Genomic DNA, 21,787 nt, shown 5'->3' on the forward strand with positions numbered 1-21,787 from the left:
CGTGCCCCCTGTCAAGCGGGACCGAGGATCTCGATTCAGTGGAGCGCCTCATGCTGACGCGCCCGACCGTCGGTCGTTCACGAGATGACCAGGAGGAAGACGAGTACGGCTATCACCACGCTGTTGGTCGAGTGCACGATGATACCCATCCACGCGCTACGAAACCGCTTGGTGGGATACGCGAAGAGCAGGCCACCGATGATGGAGAGGGGAATCCCCCACGGTTGGTGCAGATGGTAGAGGCCCATCAGGACGCCGTTGGCGGCCCAGTCCGCCCGGCCGAAGACGCCGCTCATGCGGGGCAGCAGCAGCCCGCGAAACAGCAGTTCCTCGCCGAGCACTGTGTTGAACAGCAGCATCACCAGGATCAGTACGAACAGGCCCCAGTCGCCGCGTATCAGGTCCTGGCCGGAGGGCGAGGAGAGGATCTCCCCGAAGTCGCGGTTGGACGGTGCGGGCAGGCCGGACGTGGCGAACTGGCGCGCGACGAGGACGAGGATGAACGGTACGGTCCACCACCAGAGCCGACCCCCGCGCCGTCCTTTGTGGTCGGAGGGGGCGCGAAGCCACAGGGCCTCGCGCACCACGCTCCACCGGAGGCTGCCCTGCTCCTTCCCGACGAGCACCAGGACGAGCACGCACTGCCAGATGAGCCCGGCGGTGAGGGCGATGATGAGGGTCACCGCGAACCGGTTCGCGGTCGGGTCCGGGCCGGCCGCCGCCGGGGCCACCACCCAGGCGAGCAGCGCCATGGGTGCGGCCGCGGCGGCCCACACGGCGAGCACCCGTGCCAACGAGTACTGCGGTATCGCCCGGGTTGTGTGGCCGGCGTTGATGGTCGAGGGCATGCGTCGACGGTTTCAGAGGCATTCGCCAACCTCGATCCAGCCAGCCGGTCAGTCACCGGTAGGGGTATCCCTACCAGCCCTCTCCAGTCGTTGCGAGCAACGGGGCGAGTCCTCCTCATCCAACTCCTCGACCTGCCGGTCGGCGGTGCTCAAGTAGCCCTCACCACGGCGTCGAACTCGTCGCCGGTCAAGTTCGTATGACCGTGGCCGCAGCCAGCCACTCCCTTGACCATCCGCACATCGGCCAGACCCGTAGGGTGCGGCTCTTCCTCACTAGCTTTTTTCCAACCGATCACGTGTCTGACCTGCTTGTTTGAAGTTCGTGATCTTCGGGTTCGGGCGTGCAGGGTGCCGGTGTTCTCGTCGTCGAGCCTGGAGGTCCGCCGTGCCCACGTCCGCTGCTGTCATCAAGCGCCGACTGGGTGATCTCGAAACCCGGGCTGTCGAACTCCGCGAGCGGATCGCGGTGTTGCAACGGGAGGCGGTCCAGGTCGAAGAGCAGGTCACGCGCTGGCGTATCGGCGGTGAGGTCTTCGAGGAGGTTGAACGGGAACTGCGCGAGGGCAGGGCTGGTGGCCGGGCCACCGGGGCGCCGGCGTGTGCATGCATTCGCCCGCCGCTGGCAGGTGACGGGTCTGCTCGCCGAGCTCCACGACCGGCTGCGTGACCGCGTGCGGGACAGGGAGGGCCGCTCACCGGACCGGGTGGATCTGGCCCTGGCTCAAGCGAAGCATCGTCAACTTCCTGCTCGCCGGCATCGACGACCTTGAAGCGCTCGTCCGCAGCCGACTCAAGCAGATCCTGTACCGGCCCGACGCGATCACCGGCTGCCTCACCGACACCGGACTGATCACGAAGCCACCATGATCCATCACGGCGATGCTACGGATTCACCCCGAGTACCGCCGCCGCGGAGATCCACTGCCGTCGTACCTGCGCATTCAAAACCGTCCCATAGCGGACCTTGCTCGTGATCTGGTGCTGTAGTGCCGGGCTAAAGAAGGTCGAGGTTGAACTTCTCATGCTTCCACGTCTCATCGGCGCCCAACTTCTTCATCATCTCCGCAGTCGTCATTTCTTTGATGGTGCGTCTGGTCGATCCCTTGAAGAACTGATTCCATCGCCTCGTCACCCGGTCTTTTTCGAAGACGTAGGGCACGATCCTGGCGATGAAGCCCAGCTTCAAACGGTTCTTCGCAATCATGTCGACGGTGAGCGAGATATCATTCTTGGCATTTTCGTTCATGCGAGACAACGCGCCCGCCAAGAGCATTTCCACGGGGGCGACGTTGTTGACACGGTCGGGAAAGTTGCTGACCTGAACGTATTCTTTCCCTTTCGTGCCTGTTCGCTCCTGCCTGTATGGCGCGAACTCGCTCCTCGACATGTTCGACATGTCGATTTCAATGCTGTTCACGTCGACATGCCGCATAGTCTCGTGGTCCATTTCGTCGGACTCTGCGGTTGCTGTTTCCTGTTCATTATCGCTGAAGTCTGCATTTGATTCCCTGTCCTGCGGATTGAAATTGAATTTCTTGCTGTCTAGCATCGCTCGGACCGTACTCCGTAGCTCTTTCGAATTCGGGAAAAGTAGATCGATGTCCTTGGGTTGACGTACCGGGTTGCCATTTTGGAGCCGAGCGTGGGTTTCGTGCGGCGCGCGGATGTAACCCGAGTGGATGGCGATGGCATAGCTGCCGCCGAAGGCATAGGGAATATTTTGGAGCGTGTCGGACACGTCCTTGGCGACCGTATCGAAATCGCTCATCGAAAGACGCTGAACGGGTGCGGCGCCGGTGGGCGCGGGGAGAGGTGCAAGATCTTTCGGGACGGCCCCGCCCTCGCGCGTCGCGCGACGGGACGAAGCCGTGGTGAGGAACGGCTCCGGCGGTGTCCCGTGATGGGGGAGGAGCGCCGCCCGCGCGGCTTGGCGCCCTCGGTCGTCGGCGTCGCGCTCGAGTCGGGGATCGTCGTTGAGCCATGCGCCGTGCAGCCGCCGGGTCGCGGGGACGCGCCCCTCGGCTTGCTGTGCGACGTGCACGAGTTCGTGGCGTAGGGCGTCTTGGCCCTGCTGGCTCCACGGCCGGTACTGGCCCGGCGCGAAGTGGATGTGGTTGCCCTGCGTGAACGCCAACGCGTTCATTGTGAGGGCGTGTTCGCCCTCGTGAACGCGGACGCTCGACAGGTCCCGGCCGAGCGCGCGTTCCATGGTGGACCGGATTCCCTCCGGCACGGGTCGACCGCCACCGGCCGCGGGGCCGCCCGTACCGGGTCGGGCACGCGCGCCCCCGAGTAACGGACCGAGGGCGCGCTTGCCAGGCGTGAGGGAGGTCTACACCCCCGCCCTCGTCGGCTCGGAGGCGCGATCGGCGTCCCGCCGGTGAGAGCCGTCAACCGGGCCGGGGTTCAGCTTCGCTTGGATGATCGACTGCACCCGTCGGTTGCCGTATCGGCGGTGCAGGGCCAGCAGGGTTCCTCGGCGACCGGTCTGCCGACGGTCCAGGGGGGACGGTGCCTGCGCCGGTACCGTGGTCGATGTTCGGGCGGTGGCGCTCGGATGGCGGATCGGTGACATCCACGACGTCCTTTCCGCTGGCCTCGACCCCAGCATTCTGAGGGCCCAGTGACGTGCTGACGAACGTTTACCAGGTCATTGAAGAGCATACTCGGCCGAGTAAGTAAGGGGTCCGACGCATCTCCTTTCCCCGGAGCTACCGCCATTGGATCTGACCTGGGATTTATCTTCTTCGAATACAGCATCTCGGACCCACTGGACGGTGTTTTCCACCGTCCAGTGCCCGCGAACCCATGACGCGATCTCGGCTGCGTTCGCCTCTTCGGCGGTCAGGTCGGTGATGGCGTAGACGGTCTCGCTGGACCACTTCTTCGCGCCGTAGAGACGGCGACGGCGCTTGATCCGCAGGACCTGGGCCGCGTACGGAAAGAGCAGGCCCGCGACGGTGACGACCTGGACGATCCGTTGCTCATGGCGGCCGTGCCCTCGCGCGTCGTCGCGGGTGTGGGGTGCGAGTCGTAGCGTCTGGGCATAGGGAAGGCCCCCGTCCTCGACGATCTCGACGTGGTCGCTGGGTTGAACGTGATGATCTGCCGGCCGATGGCGTCGTTCAGGGCGTCAGGTCCGCGGTGTGTCGTTGCCCGGCTGATCCGCGGGACGACCGGTGGTGTCACCTGGCGCGGCCCGGATGATGCGCGGGGCTGCGGCCTCGTCCGACGCCGCCTCCGGTGTGGTGGGCGGCGTCTGGTCGGACTTCATCGCCTTGGCCTCGCTCTTGAGAATGCGGGCCGACTTGCCCATGGAGCGGGCGAGTTCGGGGAGCTTCTTGGCACCGAAGATCAATATGACGATGATGAGGATGATGGCGATTTCGCTGATGCCGAACATGGGTGTTCGTCTTCTCCTCGGTGGCGGGCGGCAGGTTGGCTAGAGGTGGCTGGCGATGGTGGGCAGCAGGTCCTGGAAGGTGCGGCCGTTGGCCGGTTCCCCGATGGCGGACATGTTCCATCCGCCGCTGGAGCGGTGGACCTTGGCCATGATCTGGGCGGTGTAGGAGCCCCCGCCGGAGAGGGTGTAGCGGGCCAGTTCCTGGCCGGTGTTCTCGTCGATGAGGCGGCAGAAGGCGTTCTGCACCTCGGCGAAGGTCTGGCCGGTGAAGGAGTTGACGGTGAAGACGATCTGGTCGACGTGGGCGGGAAGGCGCAGCAGGTCGACGAGGATCGATTCGTCGTCGCCGCCCTGGCCGGCGCCACCGACGAGATTGTCGCCGGTGTGGCGGACCGAGCCGTCGTCGCTGACCAGGTGCTGGAAGAAGACGACGTCGACCGGCTCGTTGCCGGCGAAGAGCACCGCGGAGGCGTCGAGGTCGATCTCGCGTGCGGTCAGCCTGGCGAGGAAGCCTTTACGGGGGGCGGCCTGCCAGCCCAGTCCCATCCGTACGACGCTGAGCGGCTGACCGCCGCTCTTCTCCAGGCTGATCTGCTGGCCCTTGGTCAGCGTGATTCCCACCGGTTTCCTCCTGGTGCTCGGGGGCCGAAGTGCGCTGCACCAGCTGTGTATTGGGGCAGCACACGCGAATCTACAGCACTGTAGAAGTGGCGGGCAGGGGCGCGCCCGGCCCTGGCGGATACGGCCATTCGCGCGGCGGAACCGTTTCGGCCTGCGTGCCCACCCGCGGGGGCGGTGTCAGTCCCGGGAAGGGAGGGTGGGGCCGGTGAAGTCCGGGCTGCTGTAGCTGGGGCGAGCGCGCTGTGCGGGAGGCGAAGCGGGGCGGGGCTGCGGCGCGGCGGCGGGCGGCTGGTGCAGCTGGTGGCGCAGGAACGGGAGCAGCCCGCGCTCCAGCAGGGCACGCCGCCACGTCGCGTGGGCCTGGGCGAGGGCGGCGGCGTCCGGCTGCGGGTGGCGGGACGTGGCGCGGTGCCGGGCCGCGGTGATCACGAGTGCCGTGCCCGCTGCTGCGGCGGCGAGCACCGCTATGGCCCCGGTGATCCAGCCGGTCCGGATCAGTGCGATGGCGAGGGGCCGCTGAGCGCCGGTCAGCTGGATGCCGTACCCGAGGAGAAGGAATATGGCCGCCGCCGCGGCGGACAGGAGTGGAGTGAGTACGGCCAGTGCCGCCAGCAGCCCGTCCCCGACGGTCGCGTGTGCGGGCTGCTGGGGCCGGCCGGTGCGGGCCGGGGCGGGTGCGGTCCGCAGCCGCAGCAGGGCGGCGTACTCGGTGGAGGCTTCGGAGGCGACGGTGTCGGCCGCGGCCAGTGCCCTGGCGTGCAGCTGCTCGGGCGTGACCTGTGAGCACGGCTGCTGCAGGGCCTCACGGATGTCAGGGGCGCCCAGTGCCTCGTGCAGCGTGTGTTCGAAGTCGGCTCTGTCGACGGCTTCGAGGCGGCCGGGCTCGTTCATGAAGGTCCCCCCGATGCGCGGGCCGGCGCCGATCCGTGGCGGGCATCCGGCGGCGGATGTGCTCGTCGCGGGCGGGACGGACGTACCGGTCCGGGGTCCGCCCGCGGACGCGTGGCGGTGAGTCAGACGTTGACGCCGAAGTCGGCGGCGATGCCCGCCAGGCCGGAGGCGTAGCCCTGACCGACGGCGCGGAACTTCCACTCCGCGCCGCTGCGGTAGAGCTCGCCGAAGACCATCGCGGTCTCGGTCGCGGCGTCCTCGGACAGGTCGTAGCGGGCCAGCTCGGAGCCGCCCGCCTGGTTGACGACGCGGATGAAGGCCCCCCGGACCTGTCCGAAGCTGTGGCCGCGGTTCTCGGCGTCGTGGATGGAGACGGGGAAGATGATCCGGGCGACGTCGGCGGGGACGGTGGTCAGGTTGACCTTGATGACCTCGTCGTCACCCTCGCCTTCGCCGGTGAGGTTGTCACCGGTGTGTTCCACCGAGCCGTCGGGGCTCTTCAGGTTGTTGAAGAAGACGAAGTGCCGGTCGGAAAGCACCTTGCCGGACTCGTTGACCAGCAGGGCGCTGGCGTCGAGGTCGTAGTCGGTGCCCGTGGTCGTGCGGACGTCCCACCCGAGGCCGACCAGGACGGCTGTCAGGCCCGGCGCCTCCTTGCTCAGCGAGACATTGCCGCCCTTGGAGAGGCTCACACCCATGTCGTATCCCTTCCCATGTCCCATGGCCGGGCGTGTGAGCCCGGCGTTGAGTGACCGAACCTGAAATCTACAACACTGTAGAACTTGATGGAGCGCTTGTAAGGAGTGTTGTTGAGAAGGAGTGCTGTTGAGTCTGTTCGTGCCGCTGCCCGATCAGGGGGTGGCAACTGCTGGCCCAGGAGCGCGCATAAGGCCGCTTTAACTCGACCGTGTGATGGTCGGCTTCCTGGCTTGCGGCGCCCTGGGCCGTCCTGGTTAACGTGATCGCGCGATCTGGGACGCCGGATATGGCGCCAGCGTGCGGGGCCCCTGCTCCACCGGAGAGATGGTTCGGGGCCTCCCCGTCGCCACTGGCCGTATCCACTTGGCCAGGTCGCACAGGGAACCGGCCTCCCGGGATCGGACCACGCACAGGATGCGTGTCGCCGCCCCGGGGTTGAGTACGCCAGGGACCAGTGCGCTCAAGACCGCTCGGGGCGTGCGGCTGAGTCAGGTTCACTCCTGCTCAGTTTTCAGGAACGGTGTGGTGGTTCCGGGCTGGTCGGCCGCGCAGGCCGGGGCGGCCGGAGCCGATGGTGAGGGGCGCCTCCCGGGCGTGGCGGCCGGGTCCTGATCGGTGGTGACGGAGACGGAGGTCGTGAGGCGGGCGCTCAGCGAATGGGCCCGCTGTCCGAGGCCGGGCGGGCAGGTGGCGGTGGTCTGTCCCGGGCGTGCTGCCGGTGCCGATGACGTTCATGGCGGCCGGTCGCGCACAGCGGTTCGCCTGCCTGAGCGGCCCTGCCGGGTGTGCCGTAGCCGTTGGGGACCCGGTGCCCTTGGGGTCGGGCCCGCGGCGTGCGCGGGGTGTGCGGGGTGCGCGGGGTGTGCGGGGTGTGCGGGGTGCGCGCCAGGCTGTCTGTCCACGTACCTCTTCCTCTCGGCCGCCGGTCCGGCGGCCGGTGTGCCGGCCGCCCTGGTCGGGGCGCCGGGGCCGGTGACGGCCGGCTGGGTACGCGAACAGGTCGACCCCGCCCTCGCCTGCACCACGGTCGTGACCACGCTGACGCGGTCGCACGGCAAGCAGGTCGTGGTCCGTCGCCGCGGGGGCGCTCCTCCGTGTGGAGTGCCGTCTTCGACGCGGCGGGGCCGGCTGCCCGGTGCATGCACCAGGTCCTCGACGAGGAGAGTGACCGGGGCGCCCTGCTCAGCCGGTTCGTCGCCGAACCGTCCCCGGACGAGGAACGGTCGCTGCGGCTGAGACTGGGCCCACCACAAGCACGGGCACCGGCAGTTGACGGCCCGCCCTGCCGGGCCCGCCCTGCCGGGCCCGCCCTGCCGGGTCGGGCCCCGTACCCGGCTCGTGGAAGTGGACATCTGGGAAACGGCGTCGGGCGGGCGGGCGGCGGGCTCAGTACGATGAACCGCTCCCGCGGCGGCAGGCGGGCGCGGGAGACGGGGAGGTTGACGGTATGACGGACCAGGACAGGGGCGGTACCGAGCAGTCCCCGCGTCGGCGCGGCCAGGGGGAGCTGGAGGGGCAGGTGCTCGCCGTGCTGGGCCAGGCTCCCGGGGCGGTTCCCGTGGCCTGGGTCCAGGAGCGCCTCGGCGGCACCCTCGCCTACACCACGGTGATCACCATCCTGACCCGGCTGCACGCCAAGGGCGCGGTCGCCCGTCGGCGGGCGGGCCGTTCGTTCGAGTGGACCGCCGTCGCCGACGCCGCCGGGCTGGCCGCGTTGCGGATGCGGAGGGTCCTGGATGCCGAGAGCGACCGGGAGGCGGTCCTGGCCCGCTTCCTGACCAGCCTGACGCCGGGGGACGAACAGGTGCTGCGCGACCTGCTGGCCCAGGGCCCCGAACGGGAGGAAGACTAACTGCCATGGGGGTCTTCGTCTTCCTGCCGCTGGTGCTGCCGTTAACGGCCTGGCCCATCGCCCGCCTTGCCGAACAGCATCTGCACCCCAGGGCGGCGACCTGGCTGCTGTCGGCCGTCGCCGGAGTGCTCGCGGTGTGCAGCACCCTGTGCCTGGCCCTGCTGATGGTGGTCGGCACCGCGCAGCTGCCCGGCAACCCGCTGCCCGACGGCTGGTCCGACCCCGAGGTCCGCGAGGCGCTGCCCTACGACGAGATCGCGGGCAAGGCCGCCATCCCCGCCCTGATCGCGGTGCTCGCCGCCTGTACGCGGACGGCGTGGCGCCACCACCGTGTGCGCCGCCGAGCCGAACGTTCCCTCGCGGGCCTGCCGGGCACGCCGGTGGCGGTGCTGCCCGACGAACTGCCTTACGCCTACGCGCTCCCCGGCAGGCGGAACCGCATCGTGGTCACCACCGGAATGCTGGCCGGGCTCAGTTCGGCCGAGCGCCGCGCCCTGTTCGCCCACGAGCGCGCACATCTCGCCCGCCGCCACCACCGCTTCCTGCTCACCGTGCAGCTCGCCGCACGGGCCAACCCGTTCCTGCGGCCGCTGCGGACCGCCGTCACGTACTCCGCGGAACGGTGGGCGGACGAGGAGGCGGCCACCGCCGTGGGCAGCCGGCGCACCGTGGCACTGGCGATCGGCAAGTCCGCGCTGATCTCCCGGGGCGCGCCCATCGCCACGCTCGCGCACTTCGCGGCCCCCGGTCCGGTGCCGCGTCGGGTCGCCGCCCTGCTCGGACCGGCTCCCGCCACACGGATCTGGCCGCCTGTCTTCACCACGGTGGGCCTGGCCGCCTGGACAGCCGCCGCGGGCACCACCGTATCGGCGCTGTCCTCGGCGAACGCGGCCGTCACCCTGTTCCTCATCCTGCACGCCGCCACCCCGATGTAGCCGGAGGCGGCCGTGCGTGGCGAGAAGGGGTGCCGCCGCCCGTCCGGCGGCAGCGCCCCGTCCGGCTGCCAGGTCAGTGGCGGGCTTTGAAGCGTTCGAGAGCGGCCACGCCCACGGCGGCGAGTCCGATCTGGATGAGCCATTCGATCCAGTCGACGCCCTTGGTGTCCGCGACTCCCAGGCCCGCGGCGATGCCGGTGCCGACGAAGGCCGCGGCGATACCGACGCCGATCGTCCACAGCACGCCGATGCGCTGACGGCCCGGCAGAGCCAGTCGGCCCAGCGTGCCCACGATGACGCCGATCACGAGGGCACTGATGATCCCGGAGATCTCCATACTCGTCCCCTTCCCTGCCCCGTCTGGGGCTTAGAGGTCGAACTCGTGCGGCGGCAGATCAAGGGTGAAGCACGCCTCACGGACGATCGTCTGCTCGGTCTTGTCGAAGTCGCCGTCGGCGCCGCCGATGACGATGCCGATCTGGATCACGGCGCGGGCCTCGGCGGGCTTCTTCTTCGCCTTGGCGATCTCCTGGAGCACGCTGACCTTGCCGAAGTCGAAGTCGGCCGTCAGCTTGTTCAGATTGTCCTCGAAGCGACGCTGGAGGTCCATGGCGTCGAAGTTCTGCAGCACTTCGTTGGTGGCGATCAGCTGTGCCACCCGGCGGCGCTCGGCCGGGTCGATCGTGCCGTCCGCGGCGGCGACCAGCGCGCACATCGCCATGGAAGCGTCACGGAAGGCGCCGCTCTTGAGGTCGTTCTTCTTCGCGTTCAGTTGGGTCTGCATCGTCGATGCGGACTCCTTGATGCGGTCCCACAGGGCCATGCCAACTCCACACGTCTCAGGGCAGACCGGGCCGAGACGGGGTACGGCCCGGACAACCGCTTCTTCTACATTGATGTAGAAGCTATCAGGATGGCAAGGGCGCGAGGGCTCCTCAGCCCTCGTCGCCCCCTTCGTCCTCGTCATCGCCCTCGAAGAAGTCACCGACCTCGTCCACGACTTCGGCCGCGACCATGCCGCCGACCACACCGACGGCGAGGCCCGCCGCGCCGGCCGCGACCACGGTTCCCATGCCGGGTCCCGAGCGGTGCCCGTGGCCCTCGCCGTGATGGTGGTCGCCGTGACCGTGTTCGCCCTTGTGGGGGTGGCTGCCATGGGCGGCGTAGGGGCCGCCGTGGTGCGACTCGCCGTGCCCGTACGAGCCGTGGGAGGCGCGGTGCTCGACCATCTGACGGATCCAGCCGTCGACTTCGGCACTCCAGTTGATCTGCTCGACGCCGTGGTGGCTGACGGTGAAACGGGACACCGTGTCGTGGCTGCCGGAGAAGAGTCCGCCGCGCTTGTCGGCCTCCAGGACCACCTCCACGCCGGCCGGACCGGCCAGGAAGGTCACCTCGATCTCATTCATCCGGTGCGCGTACTGCGGCGCCGGGGTGAGCTCGATCTCCTGGTAGAAGGGCAGTTGTTGGCCGGTGCCGCCGATGCGCCCCAGCTCCAGGTCCGCGGACCTGAAGCCGAAACCGAGCTGCCCGAGCGCCTCCAGGATCGCCTCCTGGGCGGGTAGCGGGCGCACCGCGAGCTGGTCGAGGTCGCCCTTGTCCTTCGCTCCCGCCACCGCCAGCTCGGTGCGCACCCCCAGCACGATGCCCAGGCCCTGCCCGTACAACTCGGTGATGGGGGTCTCCCACGGAAGCATCACGCTGAAGGGCACGCTATGCGGTTCGCCGGCGGCGAGGCGGAAGCTGCCGCCGACGGTGAACCGGTCGAAGACGACAGCGCCCTCGGACTCCCCGCCGTCGTGCTCGGCCTCGACGCGGGCCACCAGTTCCAGGGTGATGTGCGCGATCGTGAAGTCCGCGTCGCCGCCCTTGAGGTGGACCTGCCCGCTCAGGGTCCCGCCGGGAAGCACCGCGCCCGGATCCAGGACCGTGTCCACCGTGGGCCCGCCCACGCCGAGCGAGCCGAGCAGCCGCTTGAACACCATCGTGGCGTTCACTCCTTCATGTGTACGTACGGTTCTTGACCCCACCGGGCGGCCGACCCTGAAAGGGGGTCCGCCGCCCGGCGGAGTGGGTTACTTGGCGGAGGTGTCGAGTGCGGCCAGGGCCTGCGCCCAGCGCGCGTACTTGAGCTCGGCCAGATCGGCGACCGTCTTGATGCCGAACGCCTCCTGCAGGAGGTCGCCCTGCCGGTCCGAGACCCCCTTCAGGGCGGAGGTCGGCGCGGCGAGTATCTCCGGCAGGCTCTTGTCCGCCCACGCCTTGTCCAGCACCTTGTCCAGGTCGATCGAAGCCACGACAGCCCTCCCAGGGGAAACATCGATGGATGTGCCGGACGACGTGCCGCCGGGGTGGCCATGACCGGCGGATGACGTGTTGCTCAAGCCGGTGCGCGCCCCTCCCGTCCCTGCCCGTCGCCCGCAGGGCGGCCCGGGGAACATCCGACCCGCCCCTCGCGTTATCTACAAGCATGTAGAAGCATAGGGGTGAGGCGGCCCGCACGGACGACACCCCGGCGGAACGTCCGAAAACCACCCGTGCGGGCGGCGGAAGCCGTCCCCGCAAGGCGACTTTGCCGCCCCTTTACCATGGGGTCCGGGCGTAGCCGCCTCACCGAACCGCCAGGATCCGCCCGATCCGATGAGTCAAGAAGGAGCAGCAGACCCGCCATGGGTGAACCTCCCAGTCCCAGCCGTGCCATTGCCCGCCCGCCGCACATCTGTGAGGGGTCGGGGGTGGCACGGTGACCGAAGTCCTGCTCCTGCTCCTGGCCCTGGCGCTCACCTTGGCGTGTGCGGTGTTCGTCGCGGCCGAGTTCTCCCTGACCACGATCGAGCGCGGTGAGCTGGAGCGCGCCGCCGCGGCCGGTGAGCGCGGTGCCGAGGGAGCCTTGAAGGCCGTACGCACGCTGACCTTCCAGCTTTCCGGCGCCCAGCTGGGTATCACGGTGACCTCGCTGGTGATCGGCATGCTCGCCGAGCCGTCGCTCGCGGCCCTGCTGCGCGGCCCGCTGGAATCCGCCGGTCTGCCGGCCGGCGCCGTCTCCACCGTCTCGACCCTTCTGGGCGTCACGATCGCCACGGTGGTGCTGATGGTGGTCGGTGAACTGGTCCCGAAGAACTGGGCGATCTCCAGCCCGCTGACCGTGGCCAAGGCGGTGGCCGGGCCGCAGCGCGGATTCACCGCCGCGTTCGCGCCGCTGATCAGGCACCTGAACAACACCGCGAACCGTCTGGTGCGCCGCTTCGGGCTGGAACCGCAGGAGGAGCTCGCCTCCGCCCGCACCCCGGAGGAACTGGTCGCACTCGCCCAGCACTCCGCCCGTGAGGGGGCGATCGAGGCGGACTCGGCAGAGCTGTTCGTGCGCACCCTGCACCTGTCCGAGCTGACCGCCGAGAACGTCATGACCCCGCGCGTGGACGTGAAGGCCCTGGAAGCCCACGCCACCGCGGCGGACGCGGCGAACCTCACCCTGGCCACCGGCCTGTCCCGCTTCCCCGTCTACCGCGACAGCCTCGACGAGGTCATCGGGACCGTCCACATCCGCGATGTCCTCGCCCTGGAGGAGGGCAAGCGGGCCGTCACCGCGGTCACCGAGCTGGCCACCGAGCCGCTGCGGGTGCCCCACTCGCTGCCGGTCGACAAGCTGCTGGGACGGCTGCGCGCCTCCCGCACCATGGCCGTGATCATCGACGAGTACGGCGGCACCGCCGGCGTCGCCACGGTCGAGGACATCGTCGAGGAGGTCGTCGGCGAGGTCCGCGACGAACACGACCCGCACCAGCAGCCGGACCTGATGCCCGTCGCCGCGTCCCCGGACGGCCGGCCGGTGTGGGAGGCCGACGGCAGCGTCCGCCTGGACGAGCTCAAGGAGATCGGCTTCGCCGCCCCCGACGGCCCGTACGAGACGCTGGCCGGACTGGTCGCCACCCGCCTGGAACGTATCCCCACCCTGACCGACGGCATCGACGTGGACGGCTGGCAGTTGGCCGTCCTGGACATCGAGCACCACCGGGCCGACCGGGTCCGCATCACCGCCCCGGCCGCCGCCCCGACCAGCACGGAGGACGCCCGATGACCACGATCCAGCTGTTGGTCGGGGCACTCACCCTGGTCACCAACGCGTTCTTCGTCGGCGCCGAGTTCGCCCTCATCTCGGTGAGGCGCAGTCAGATCGAACCGGCCGCACTCCAGGGCAACCGGCGGGCGAAGAGCACCCTGTGGGGCATCGAGCACCTGTCCGCGCTGATGGCCACCGCCCAGCTCGGCATCACCGTCTCCTCCCTGGTGCTGGGCGCGGTCGCCGAACCGGCCATCGCCCACCTGCTGGAACCGCCGTTCCACGCCATCGGCGTGCCCGAGGCGCTGATCCACCCGATCGCCTTCGTCATCGCGCTCACCGCGGCGACCTATCTGCACATGCTGATCGGCGAGATGGTGCCGAAGAACATCGCCCTCGCCGCCCCCGCGCCGACCGCGCTGCTTCTCGGCCCGCCGCTGGTGGCCCTCACCCGGGCGCTGAAGCCGGTCATCTTCGGCATCAACGCCTTCGCCAACACCCTGCTGCGGCTGCTGAAGGTCGAGCCGAAGGACGAGGTCGCCTCCGTCTTCACCGACGACGAACTCGCCCGTCTGGTCAAGGACTCCAGCGAAGCAGGGCTGCTGGACCCCGCCGACGTCGAACGCCTCAAGGACGCACTCGAACTGGGCACCCGCCCGGTCGGCGAGGTGATGGTGCCGCTGAACAAGACGGTCACCGTGGGCCACGAGACCACCCCGCAGCAGCTGGAACGCGCCGCCGCGGCCTCCGGGTTCTCCCGCCTGCCGGTCACCGGCCCCGCCGACGAGGTGCTGGGCTACCTCCACATCAAGGACGCCCTGGGCGCAGCCGAGCGCACCCGGCCCTTCCCGCGCAGCGCCCTGCACCCGGTCATCCAGGTCGAGATCGACACCCCGCTGGACGACACCATGACCGCCATGCGCGCGGCCGGCACCCACCTGGCCGCCGTCACCGGCGAGAAGGGCACTGTCATCGGCTTCGTGACCATGGAAGACGTCCTGGAGGAACTGGTCGGTCCCAGCTCCTCCGCAGCGGCCTGAGCCGCCCCGTCAGCCGGAATGGTCAGCCTGCCGACAGGACCACTGTGGCAAGGACGGACCCGACCGGCCGGGTGCGGCTGAACCGGGCCGCGCCCCGGATTCCTTCGCCGGCAGGGTGTCGAAGCCGCCTCGGCTCGGGCGTCGCTGCCCGCTCCGAGCGCTCTCCCGCCCGGGTGATCCGGCGCTTCGGCTTTCAGGCGGGACGCGTCGGACGTCTCACTGCGCCCCGGCCTGGTCGGTGGCGTGTGGGCGCAGCCGGACGGTGCTGATGGCGTGGTGGTCGATGCCGGTGACTTCGATGTCCCAGTCGGCGGCCCGGACATGGTCGCCGGGGTACTGGGGCAGATGTCCGAGCCGGGCCAGGACGAGACCGGCGACGGTGGTGTAGGGGCCCTGGGCGAGGTCCCCGACATCCACACCGGTGCCGGGCAGATCGTGGACGGGGAAGCCGCCGGGCACGAGCAGGGATCCGTCGGGCTGGGCGCGGGGGGTCATCACGTCGCGATCGGTCTCGTCGTGGATCTCTCCGACGATCTCTTTGACGAGCGCGAACTGCTGGTGCGCGGTCATGAAGCGCCTCAGCGCTTCGGAGAGTTTCATGAAGTCGGGGAAACGGGTGGCGGGGCGGGCCAGGTCGGCGACCGGTGCGGCCTGGTCGCCCGTGGTCAGGTCGCGCAGGTGCACCACGCCGAGGACCTCGTCGAAGTGTCCGGCGGGTACGACCGGGGCCCGCGAGTGCCCCGAACCGGCCAGCGCGATACGGGCCTGGCCGGCCGACATGTCGGCCGGGACGGTGAACACGGCACGGCGCCGTACGAGGACGGCGCGCAGGGGTCGCTCGTGCATCTCCAGGGCGCTGGAGATGATGGTGCGCTGCTCGGCGGTCGGCCCACGGTGGCTGGTCACCATGTCCCGCAGTTCCTCGGGGGTCGGAGGCTGTTTGTCTGCCCGGGGATCGCCCCCGAGCAGGCGGACAGTCAGGTCGGTGGCCCGGCCCAGGGCCCAGACGGCAGGCCGGGAGACGATGGCCAGGAGGTCCAGCGGTACGTGCTTGCCCCCAGTGCTGGCCGAACGCGTGGCCGTTCCCGCGCACTTCGCCCATCCGGTCCCCGAGGGGGCCACTCGCGCAGATCTCGCCGCCACCGAGCCGTACACCGTGGCACGGGCCGCCGTACGGCGCACGAGGGCCTGGACCTGGAGCGCGAGATCGTGGCCACGCAGGCGCAGGGGCTCGGTGACACCGTCCTTCTCCAGGGCGCCGACTCCGACCTCGACGGTCTGGCCGTCTGCCACTGCGGAGCGGGCTCGGAGGCCGGTGAGGACGTGCGCTTCGTCGAATTCGGTGCCGTACGCCCCGGTCTGGACGGAGCGCAGCGATTCGAACGGCTGCTGGACGCATGCGAGCAACTGGCCGTCGAGAAGGGCCTGGGGCAGTTGGACGCCGGGATGAATCTGGCCCGCGAGGATGCCTGTCGGCGCATGATCGACCGCGGGTTCCGTCCCTGGCTGCAAGGCGTGACCATGCACAGGCCCAACGAACCCGGCTACAGCCGTCCGGACGCCTATGTGATCGACGACTGGCGCTGAGTCCACCCCGCTCGGCTGGGGCGGGTCAGCGGAGGCGGCGGCCCAGTTCCAGGTCTTCAGGGTCGAGGGAGCGGTTTTCCTCGATCTCCCAGATCGCGTTCTGGAGGAGGCGGGCGAGGGTCCAGGACCTCGCCCGTTCGCGGTTCAGGTTCAGGACCTCCGTCATCGCGTCGAAGCGCCAGTGGACGTCGGACGGGTCGAAGCGGTTGTTGAGGGCCGGCCAGAGGTCGAAGCCGGGGTCGCCGGACAGGGGCTTGGGGTCGATGGCCAGCCAGGGGGAGCGGTCGGCGCCCAGGACGTTGTCGAAGTGCAGGTCCCAGTGGAGGAGGCGGTCACCGGGCTCGGCCATGACCTCGCGGAGCGCCGCCGCGCAGTCCGCGATCAGACGGCGGTCCGTGGGGTCCGGGATACGGGCGAGGACCGCGGGGGTGCGCTCCAGCATGTCCGTCGCGATGTCGGAGAGGCGGCGTACGGCCGGTGGGGCCGGGGTGGCGGTCAGGTGGGCCAGGAGGTGGGCGATGACTTCGACGGCCCGGTGGGTGTCCGGCTCGTGGGAGAGCATGCGGGCCGGGTCGAGGCGTTCGAGCAGCATCGTGCCCGTGTCGGGGTCGTGGTCCAGGAGCCGTACCGCCCCGTCGCCGTTCCAGACGCGCAGGGCGATCGGTTCGCCCTCGCTCTCGTCGTCGAGGATCTGGAGCTTCACCACCGCAGGGGTGCCGTCGGCCGTGCGGACCACCGGCAGGATCAGCGCGCACATGCCGTGCATGGGGCGGCCGTCGAGGCGCAGGCCCCAGCGGTCCAGGAAGTCGGCGGTCAGGCGCGGGAGGCTCGCGATGAATCTGCGGCCCGTCTCTCCGTTGATCTCTTCCTGAGTCTCGGCCAGTTCCTCCGGAACATCGATCATGCGGCCGACCCTACGCGCGCCCCGGCCCGGAGTCCTTTGGATTTCCGGCCCCAAGACGCCCGTACACCACGGAATCCGTAGAGGACAGGGCCCGTCGGCAGGGGTTAGCGTCCGGCCATGAGCAGCTCCCAGAGCACCCCGGACACGACCGCCGGCACCGTCAACGGCGGGATCTCCTTCTGGTACGCGCAGGCCGGACTCCCCGTACCGAGGGAGCCGCTGGCCGGGGACGCGGCGGTCGATGTGGTGATCGTCGGCGGCGGATACACAGGGCTGTGGACGGCCTACTACCTGAAGCAGGCCGATCCTTCGCTGCGGATCACCGTCCTGGAGCAGAAGTTCTGCGGGTACGGGGCCTCGGGGCGCAACGGCGGCTGGCTCTACAACGGGATCGCTGGGCGCGACCGTTACGCGCGCCTGCACGGGCGGGACGCCGCCGTGCGGTTGCAGCGGGCCATGAACGAGACTGTCGACGAGGTCGTGCGGGCGGCGGCGGAGGAGGGCGTCGAGGCGGACGTCCATCGGGGCGGGGTGCTCGAAGTTGCCTACACGCCCGCGCAGTTGGGGCGGCTCAAGGCCTTTTACGAGCACGAGCTGGCGTACGGGGAGGACGACCGTGAGCTGTACGGCGCCCGGGAGACGGCCGAGCGGATCAGGGTCGCCGACGCCGTGGGGTCGACGTGGACGCCGCACGGGGCGCGGTTGAATCCGGTGAAGCTGGTGACCGGGCTGGCGGCGGTCGTGGAGGCGATGGGGGTCGTCGTGCACGAGCTGACGCCGGTCACCGAGATCCGGGCGGGGCACGCGGTCACGCCGTACGGGACCGTCCGGGCGCCCTATGTGCTGCGCTGCACGGAGGGGTTCACGGCGAACCTCAAGGGGCAGCGGCGGACTTGGCTGCCGATGAACTCCTCGATGATCGCCACCGAGCCGCTGACCGCCGGGCAGTGGGCGGAGATCGGCTGGGATGGGCGCGAGACGCTCGGCGACATGGCGCACGCCTATATGTACGCCCAGCGCACCGCCGACGACCGGATCGCGCTCGGCGGGCGCGGGGTGCCGTACCGGTTCGGGTCGCGGACCGACAACGACGGGCGTACGCAGCCGGCGACGATCGAGGCGCTCCACGAGATCCTGGTGCGCTTCTTCCCCTCGCTGACCGGGGTGCGCGTCGAGCATGCCTGGTCGGGGGTGCTGGGGGTGCCGCGCGACTGGTGTGCGACGGTCACGCTGGACCGGGCCACGGGGCTCGGCTGGGCGGGCGGTTACGTCGGCTCCGGGGTCGCCACGACCAACCTCGCGGGCCGCACCCTGCGCGACCTCGTCCGGCGGGACTCCGGGCAGGGCGGCGCCACCGAGCTGACCTCGCTGCCGTGGGTGAACCACCGGGTGCGCAAGTGGGAGCCGGAGCCGTTCCGTTGGCTGGGCGTGCAGGGGATGTACGCGACCTACCGCACCGCCGACCGACGCGAGACCGCCTCCCACAGCGGGGAGTCGTCGCGGTTGGCGCGGTGGGCGGACCGGGTGGCGGGGCGGTAGGCCGCGTGCCTCCCCGCTCACGATCGTCGCCTCCAGGATGTTGCGGGGACCGTTAGAACCCGCCGGGGGTCGGGGGGCGTCCCGGTGTCCGTGACCTCGGCGGTCCCGGGGCGCCTGGTGGGGGGCACAGCTCCAGCACCACCTTGCCGGTGGTGCCCCGGTTCTCCAGGGCGCGGTGGGCGGTGGCGGCCTCGGCGAGCGGGAAGCGGTGGACGGCCGGTTTGAGGCGGCCGGCGGCGGCTCGGCGAGGGCGCGGAGTTCGAGGGTGCGGAGGGGGTCGGGGCCGCCGGCCCGGCGGAGCATCTCCTGGCCGAGGACCGTCTGCGAGACGCCCTCCACGACGTGGGGGCCGCCGTCCTTGATTCCGTCCGCCGACCAGCCGAAGACCAGGTGCCTGCCGCCGGGCGCGAGGAGTGACACCGACTCCCGTGCCACCGCCCCGCCGACCCCGTCGAAGACGATCGTGGCCTTCCCCCGGTACGCAGCGACCTGCTCCGGCCAGGCCGGATCGGTGTAGTCGACGGCCAGGTCGGCGCCGTCGGCCGCCACTCGCGCCGTCTTCGCGGGGCCGCCGGCGAGGCCGACTACCGTGGCGCCCGCGTTCTTGGCGTACTGCACGAGGAGCGCGCCGATGCCGCCGGCCGCGGCCGGGATCACGACCATGTCGTCCGGGCCGAGTTCGGCGAAGAGCAGGATCCCCATCGTCGTACGGTCCGTCCCGATCATCGCGACCGCCTCCGCGTAGTCGAGGTTCTCCGGTACCTCGTGCAGCCGTTCGACCTCGGTGACGGCCGGCTCGGCGTAGCCGCCGGGCACGAAGCCGAGGTGGGCGGTGACGCGGCGGCCGAGCCAGATCTCCGGGACGCCCTCCCCGAGCGCCTCGACGACCCCGGCGACCTCGCGGCCGGGGATCGTGGGCAGTTCGGGTGCCGGTGCCGGCCCCGGGACGCCCTCGCGGAGGGCCGCGTCCAGCAGGTGTACGCCGGCCGCGGCGACGGCGATACGGACCTGGCCCGGTCCGGGCTCGGGGTCCGCGACCTTCTCGTACGTCAGGGTCTCGGCCGGACCGAAGGCGTGCAGACGTATGGCGTGCATGGAGCCCCCTTGGACGATGTCGTTCTCGCGCGGCGTGTGTGCGCCTGGTATCGCTCGGTGGACCCCAGCCTCGGACCTCAAGCATGCTTGCGGTCGAGGGAGTTCCTGGACCGCCTGCCGAGCGCCAGCGAGACGGCCGCGAGGGCGCTGTTGAACGACACCTCCGAGAGCACGCCCGGCGCCGCGACCTGGTCGCCCGCGAGGTACACGCCGTCGCCCCGGTCCACGGCCGGGCGGTCGCGCCAGCTGCTGCCGACCGGATCGACGGCGCCCGTACGGCCGTTCGCGATCGCCTCGCGCCGCCAGGTGACGCGGTCCCGCCAGCCGGGGAAGCCCAGGTCGAGCAGGTGCTCGGCGCGGGCGACACCGTCCGCCCGGGACTCCTGCGGACCGATCGGGAACTGTCCCTGGAGCAGTTGCTCGCCCGCCGGGGCGAGCGTGCGGTCCTGGGCCGTGAACCGTTCGAGCCAGCCGGGCGCGTCCAGGTCGGAGACCGCGAACGGGTCACCGCGGCGGGTGCTCAGGGCGAGATCGAGGAGTGCCGTGCGGCCGCTCGGCCAGGTCAGCGAGTCGTCCCCGAGCAGCCGGCGGGCCGCGTCGAGGGAGGTGGCGACGACGATCGGGCCGGTCCCTGTCCCTGTCCTGGTCCTTGTCCCGGTGCCGGTGCCGGTGCCGGTGCCGGTGAGGACGTCGAGGGAGTCGACGCGGCTGAGGGTCTCCATCCGGACGCCGAGGTTCCAGGCGCGGGCCGCCATCCGGTCGATCACGCTCGCCCAGCCGCCGCGCGGGTAGTGCGCCTCCGGGGGCAGCTTCGTCGCGCGGCGCAGCCGTTCCTGCACGAACGCGGCCGACAGGGAGCCCGGGTCGTGGTGGAACAGCGCCACCGCCGAGTAGTTGGCGGCGGCGCGTGCGGCCTCCTCACCGGCCTGTTCGGTCGCCCAGGTGAGGAAGTCGACGTCCATCGGCGCGGGTCGGCCCATGTGGCGAGGCCGGAGGAGCTTGAGCATCGCGAACGGCGGGGTCCGGCGCAGGGCGCCCCTGTGATGCAGGCGCAGGCGGGCGGTCTCCAGGGGCGGGAGGGGCGCGAGCGGTCTGATCAGGTCCCGTTGCGCGAGCCAGGTCCAGTGCGGGCCGCCTTTGTACAGGGCGTGCGGGCCCTCGTTCGTACGGTACGGGCCCTGCGCGGTCCGCGCCCGGCCTCCGAGGGTGTGGTGCGCCTCGTAGAGGGCGACCCTCGCGCCCGCCTCGGCGGCGGTGATCGCCGCGGTGAGCCCGGCGAAGCCACCGCCGATGACGGTGAGGGGGGCGGGGGTTTGGGTGTGGACGGGGGGTCGGGTGGCGTGCATGGGCGGCTCCCTCGGGTCGGTGTGCGGGCGCGCGGTCGTGCGGTCGCGCGGCGGACCGCGGGTACGACGGATCGGGGGCGCCGGGATGTGACATCGGGCGGGGGTGGGGTCGGGGGCAGGGGGCGGGGCGTGGTCGGCGGGATTGTCAGTGGTGGGGTGCACGATGGGGGGATGGTGAGGGCGAGGTCGGTGGTGAAGGCGGCGCGGCGGCCGGAGGTGCGGTTGCCGGTGCTGGAGACGTACGCGGGCGGTGAGCTGGAGCCCGACGGGGACTACGACGGGCTGGAGTTCCGCGAGGAGGACTTCGTCGGGCAGGACGGCGGGGGTGCGCGGTTCATGGACTGCGCGCTGACCGGGTGCGCGCTGGACGAGACGCGGTTGCACCGGGCGCGGGTGCTCGACTCCGTCCTCACGGGGATGCGGGGCGTCGGGACGGATCTGTCCGAGGCGACGTTGCGGGATGTCGAGGTGCTGGAGGCTCGGCTCGGTGGGGTGCAGTTGCACGGGGCCGTGCTGGAGCGGGTGCTGGTGCGTGGGGGGAAGATCGACTTCCTGAATCTGCGGGAGGCGCGACTCAAGGATGTCGTGTTCGAGGACTGTGTGCTGGTGGAGCCGGACTTCGGGGGTGCGCGGCTGGAGCGGGTCGCGTTTGTGGGGTGTGCCTTGCGGGGGGCGGATCTGAGTGGGGTGAGTCTGGTGGATGTGGATCTGCGGGAGGCGGCGGTGGTGGAGATCGCTCGGGGGGTGGGGCGGTTGTCGGGGGCCGTGATCAGTGCGGCTCAGTTGGTGGATCTGGCGCCGGTGTTGGCGGGGGAGATGGGGATTCGGGTGGAGGGGTGAGGGGGGTGCGGGGCGCCTGATAGCTCGGGGGTTCGGGTGCGTTGGCGGGTGCGGGTCGGGTGGGGCTTCTCGCGCAGTTCCCCGCGCCCCTGAAAGGGCCGCAGGCCCTGACGGGCCCACGGCCCTT

Annotated in this window: 21 protein-coding genes and 2 pseudogenes; 8 read left to right on the top strand and 15 right to left on the bottom strand. The window is 70.6% G+C overall.

Annotated elements, in window-relative coordinates:
• Nucleotides 1-77 precede the first annotated feature (77 nt).
• Nucleotides 78-848: a type II CAAX endopeptidase family protein gene (locus P8T65_RS25265; protein WP_316727537.1), complete on the bottom strand. Its 771-nt coding sequence runs from the start codon at nucleotides 846-848 to the stop codon at nucleotides 78-80.
• A gap of 663 nt (nucleotides 849-1,511) precedes the next feature.
• Here P8T65_RS25265 and P8T65_RS25270 point away from each other — a divergent pair.
• Entirely contained in the window at nucleotides 1,512-1,715 is a 204-nt protein-coding gene (locus P8T65_RS25270) for a hypothetical protein (RefSeq protein ID WP_316727538.1), read from the top strand.
• Nucleotides 1,716-1,842: 127 nt separating this feature from the next.
• Here P8T65_RS25270 and P8T65_RS25275 read toward each other — a convergent pair whose 3' ends face one another.
• The 6 genes and pseudogenes from P8T65_RS25275 to P8T65_RS25300 all read right to left on the bottom strand — a co-directional run bounded on the left by P8T65_RS25275 (nucleotide 1,843) and on the right by P8T65_RS25300 (nucleotide 6,461).
• Entirely contained in the window at nucleotides 1,843-3,081 is a 1,239-nt protein-coding gene (locus P8T65_RS25275) for a DUF4157 domain-containing protein (RefSeq protein WP_316727539.1), read from the bottom strand.
• A gap of 474 nt (nucleotides 3,082-3,555) precedes the next feature.
• Nucleotides 3,556-3,864 (bottom strand): annotated as a pseudogene (locus P8T65_RS25280) (ISAs1 family transposase); the annotation flags it as partial.
• Between the two features lie 117 nt (nucleotides 3,865-3,981).
• Nucleotides 3,982-4,251, bottom strand: a complete 270-nt coding sequence (gene tatA / locus P8T65_RS25285; protein ID WP_316727540.1) for a Sec-independent protein translocase subunit TatA — start codon at nucleotides 4,249-4,251, stop codon at nucleotides 3,982-3,984.
• 39 nt (nucleotides 4,252-4,290) lie between these two features.
• Complete coding sequence (locus tag P8T65_RS25290) at nucleotides 4,291-4,872, bottom strand: TerD family protein (protein WP_230221946.1); 582 nt, start codon at nucleotides 4,870-4,872, stop codon at nucleotides 4,291-4,293.
• Between the two features lie 177 nt (nucleotides 4,873-5,049).
• Entirely contained in the window at nucleotides 5,050-5,763 is a 714-nt protein-coding gene (locus P8T65_RS25295) for a hypothetical protein (RefSeq protein ID WP_316727541.1), read from the bottom strand.
• Nucleotides 5,764-5,885: 122 nt separating this feature from the next.
• Nucleotides 5,886-6,461: a TerD family protein gene (locus P8T65_RS25300; protein WP_230221942.1), complete on the bottom strand. Its 576-nt coding sequence runs from the start codon at nucleotides 6,459-6,461 to the stop codon at nucleotides 5,886-5,888.
• Between the two features lie 1,448 nt (nucleotides 6,462-7,909).
• Between P8T65_RS25300 and P8T65_RS25305 the strand changes: the two genes are divergently transcribed.
• Nucleotides 7,910-8,314 carry a BlaI/MecI/CopY family transcriptional regulator gene (locus tag P8T65_RS25305; protein WP_316727542.1) on the top strand — a complete coding sequence of 135 codons (405 nt, stop codon included), beginning with the start codon at nucleotides 7,910-7,912 and terminating at the stop codon, nucleotides 8,312-8,314.
• A 5-nt stretch (nucleotides 8,315-8,319) separates the two neighbouring features.
• The gene (locus P8T65_RS25310; protein ID WP_316727543.1) at nucleotides 8,320-9,249 is read left to right on the top strand and encodes a M56 family metallopeptidase; all 930 of its coding nucleotides are present in this window, start codon (nucleotides 8,320-8,322) and stop codon (nucleotides 9,247-9,249) included.
• A 73-nt stretch (nucleotides 9,250-9,322) separates the two neighbouring features.
• Here the strand turns inward: P8T65_RS25310 and P8T65_RS25315 are convergent, their stop codons facing one another.
• The 4 genes from P8T65_RS25315 to P8T65_RS25330 form a co-directional block, all read right to left on the bottom strand.
• A complete protein-coding gene (locus P8T65_RS25315) occupies nucleotides 9,323-9,586 on the bottom strand; it encodes a GlsB/YeaQ/YmgE family stress response membrane protein (protein WP_230221934.1) in 264 nt (87 codons plus the stop codon).
• A 30-nt stretch (nucleotides 9,587-9,616) separates the two neighbouring features.
• Entirely contained in the window at nucleotides 9,617-10,072 is a 456-nt protein-coding gene (locus P8T65_RS25320; protein ID WP_316727544.1) for a TerB family tellurite resistance protein, read from the bottom strand.
• 112 nt (nucleotides 10,073-10,184) lie between these two features.
• On the bottom strand, nucleotides 10,185-11,234 hold the full coding sequence (locus P8T65_RS25325; RefSeq protein WP_316731707.1) for a sporulation protein: 1,050 nt from the start codon (nucleotides 11,232-11,234) through the stop codon (nucleotides 10,185-10,187).
• Nucleotides 11,235-11,324: 90 nt separating this feature from the next.
• Complete coding sequence (locus P8T65_RS25330) at nucleotides 11,325-11,546, bottom strand: hypothetical protein (protein ID WP_316727545.1); 222 nt, start codon at nucleotides 11,544-11,546, stop codon at nucleotides 11,325-11,327.
• 446 nt (nucleotides 11,547-11,992) lie between these two features.
• Between P8T65_RS25330 and P8T65_RS25335 the strand changes: the two genes are divergently transcribed.
• On the top strand, nucleotides 11,993-13,327 hold the full coding sequence (locus tag P8T65_RS25335; RefSeq protein ID WP_316727546.1) for a hemolysin family protein: 1,335 nt from the start codon (nucleotides 11,993-11,995) through the stop codon (nucleotides 13,325-13,327).
• Complete coding sequence (locus tag P8T65_RS25340) at nucleotides 13,324-14,349, top strand: hemolysin family protein (protein WP_316727547.1); 1,026 nt, start codon at nucleotides 13,324-13,326, stop codon at nucleotides 14,347-14,349. Before P8T65_RS25335 ends, P8T65_RS25340 begins: the two co-directional genes overlap by 4 nt.
• Nucleotides 14,350-14,565: 216 nt before the next feature.
• Here the strand turns inward: P8T65_RS25340 and P8T65_RS25345 are convergent, their stop codons facing one another.
• The gene (locus tag P8T65_RS25345; protein WP_316727548.1) at nucleotides 14,566-15,642 is read right to left on the bottom strand and encodes a transporter associated domain-containing protein; all 1,077 of its coding nucleotides are present in this window, start codon (nucleotides 15,640-15,642) and stop codon (nucleotides 14,566-14,568) included.
• A 30-nt stretch (nucleotides 15,643-15,672) separates the two neighbouring features.
• Between P8T65_RS25345 and P8T65_RS25350 the strand changes: the two genes are divergently transcribed.
• Nucleotides 15,673-15,936, top strand: coding sequence for a hypothetical protein (locus tag P8T65_RS25350; RefSeq protein WP_316727549.1), 264 nt, complete (start codon nucleotides 15,673-15,675; stop codon nucleotides 15,934-15,936).
• Nucleotides 15,937-15,961: 25 nt separating this feature from the next.
• Here P8T65_RS25350 and P8T65_RS25355 read toward each other — a convergent pair whose 3' ends face one another.
• Nucleotides 15,962-16,840, bottom strand: a complete 879-nt coding sequence (locus P8T65_RS25355; RefSeq protein ID WP_316727550.1) for an aminoglycoside phosphotransferase family protein — start codon at nucleotides 16,838-16,840, stop codon at nucleotides 15,962-15,964.
• A 117-nt stretch (nucleotides 16,841-16,957) separates the two neighbouring features.
• Here P8T65_RS25355 and P8T65_RS25360 point away from each other — a divergent pair, with 117 nt between their 5' ends.
• A complete protein-coding gene (locus P8T65_RS25360; protein ID WP_316727551.1) occupies nucleotides 16,958-18,379 on the top strand; it encodes an FAD-dependent oxidoreductase in 1,422 nt (473 codons plus the stop codon).
• Between the two features lie 130 nt (nucleotides 18,380-18,509).
• Here the strand turns inward: P8T65_RS25360 and P8T65_RS25365 are convergent.
• Nucleotides 18,510-19,474, bottom strand: a pseudogene (locus P8T65_RS25365) (zinc-binding dehydrogenase); the annotation flags it as partial.
• Between the two features lie 77 nt (nucleotides 19,475-19,551).
• Nucleotides 19,552-20,820 carry an FAD-dependent oxidoreductase gene (locus tag P8T65_RS25370; RefSeq protein ID WP_316727552.1) on the bottom strand — a complete coding sequence of 423 codons (1,269 nt, stop codon included), beginning with the start codon at nucleotides 20,818-20,820 and terminating at the stop codon, nucleotides 19,552-19,554.
• A 171-nt stretch (nucleotides 20,821-20,991) separates the two neighbouring features.
• Between P8T65_RS25370 and P8T65_RS25375 the strand changes: the two genes are divergently transcribed.
• Entirely contained in the window at nucleotides 20,992-21,660 is a 669-nt protein-coding gene (locus P8T65_RS25375) for a pentapeptide repeat-containing protein (RefSeq protein WP_316727553.1), read from the top strand.
• Nucleotides 21,661-21,787 lie beyond the last annotated feature (127 nt).

The sequence above is a fragment of the Streptomyces sp. 11x1 genome (assembly GCF_032598905.1).
In the GTDB taxonomy this organism is placed as follows: Bacteria; Actinomycetota; Actinomycetes; order Streptomycetales; family Streptomycetaceae; genus Streptomyces.

Coding starts and splice junctions, on each gene's coding strand:
- P8T65_RS25265 (WP_316727537.1), bottom strand. CDS start 848: ATGCCCTCGACCATCAACGCCGGCCACACAACCCGGGCGATACCGCAG.
- tatA (WP_316727540.1), bottom strand. CDS start 4,251: ATGTTCGGCATCAGCGAAATCGCCATCATCCTCATCATCGTCATATTG.
- P8T65_RS25295 (WP_316727541.1), bottom strand. CDS start 5,763: ATGAACGAGCCCGGCCGCCTCGAAGCCGTCGACAGAGCCGACTTCGAA.
- P8T65_RS25300 (WP_230221942.1), bottom strand. CDS start 6,461: ATGGGTGTGAGCCTCTCCAAGGGCGGCAATGTCTCGCTGAGCAAGGAG.
- P8T65_RS25305 (WP_316727542.1), top strand. CDS start 7,910: ATGACGGACCAGGACAGGGGCGGTACCGAGCAGTCCCCGCGTCGGCGC.
- P8T65_RS25310 (WP_316727543.1), top strand. CDS start 8,320: ATGGGGGTCTTCGTCTTCCTGCCGCTGGTGCTGCCGTTAACGGCCTGG.
- P8T65_RS25315 (WP_230221934.1), bottom strand. CDS start 9,586: ATGGAGATCTCCGGGATCATCAGTGCCCTCGTGATCGGCGTCATCGTG.
- P8T65_RS25320 (WP_316727544.1), bottom strand. CDS start 10,072: ATGGCCCTGTGGGACCGCATCAAGGAGTCCGCATCGACGATGCAGACC.
- P8T65_RS25325 (WP_316731707.1), bottom strand. CDS start 11,234: ATGGTGTTCAAGCGGCTGCTCGGCTCGCTCGGCGTGGGCGGGCCCACG.
- P8T65_RS25340 (WP_316727547.1), top strand. CDS start 13,324: ATGACCACGATCCAGCTGTTGGTCGGGGCACTCACCCTGGTCACCAAC.
- P8T65_RS25355 (WP_316727550.1), bottom strand. CDS start 16,840: ATGATCGATGTTCCGGAGGAACTGGCCGAGACTCAGGAAGAGATCAAC.
- P8T65_RS25360 (WP_316727551.1), top strand. CDS start 16,958: ATGAGCAGCTCCCAGAGCACCCCGGACACGACCGCCGGCACCGTCAAC.
- P8T65_RS25370 (WP_316727552.1), bottom strand. CDS start 20,820: ATGCACGCCACCCGACCCCCCGTCCACACCCAAACCCCCGCCCCCCTC.
- P8T65_RS25375 (WP_316727553.1), top strand. CDS start 20,992: ATGGTGAGGGCGAGGTCGGTGGTGAAGGCGGCGCGGCGGCCGGAGGTG.